The organism is Salmonella sp. SAL4457 (assembly GCF_046548235.1).
GTDB classification, from domain to species: domain Bacteria; phylum Pseudomonadota; class Gammaproteobacteria; order Enterobacterales; family Enterobacteriaceae; genus Salmonella; species Salmonella enterica.
In genome coordinates this window covers 1-236 of sequence record NZ_JBGDZO010001321.1, presented here as the reverse complement: position 1 = coordinate 236, position 236 = coordinate 1, and the positions used below count along the sequence as shown (strand labels likewise).

General features: G+C 70.8%; 1 pseudogene. It reads left to right on the top strand.

The features are described 5' to 3' along the window. A pseudogene (locus tag ACLJNW_RS28465) lies at nucleotides 1-233 on the top strand (hybrid sensor histidine kinase/response regulator); the annotation flags it as partial. Nucleotides 234-236 lie beyond the last annotated feature (3 nt).

The window sequence follows — 236 nt, the reverse complement described above, 5'->3', positions numbered from 1 at the left end:
ACTACGACCTCGGCCCCCACGCCTCCGGCGTCGAGTGCATCGAGCGGGTACGGCGGCAACGCGGAGAGGCGATACCGGCGCTGGTGATCAGCGGCCACGACATCGAGCGTATCCAGGCCAGCGTCGAAGACACCGACATCGCCCTGCTCTCCAAGCCCGTGCGCCCCACGGAATTGCGCGCCACCCTGCGCGCCCTGCGCGAGCGCCCGGTGACCGCCAGCCACGCTTCCTGAGAC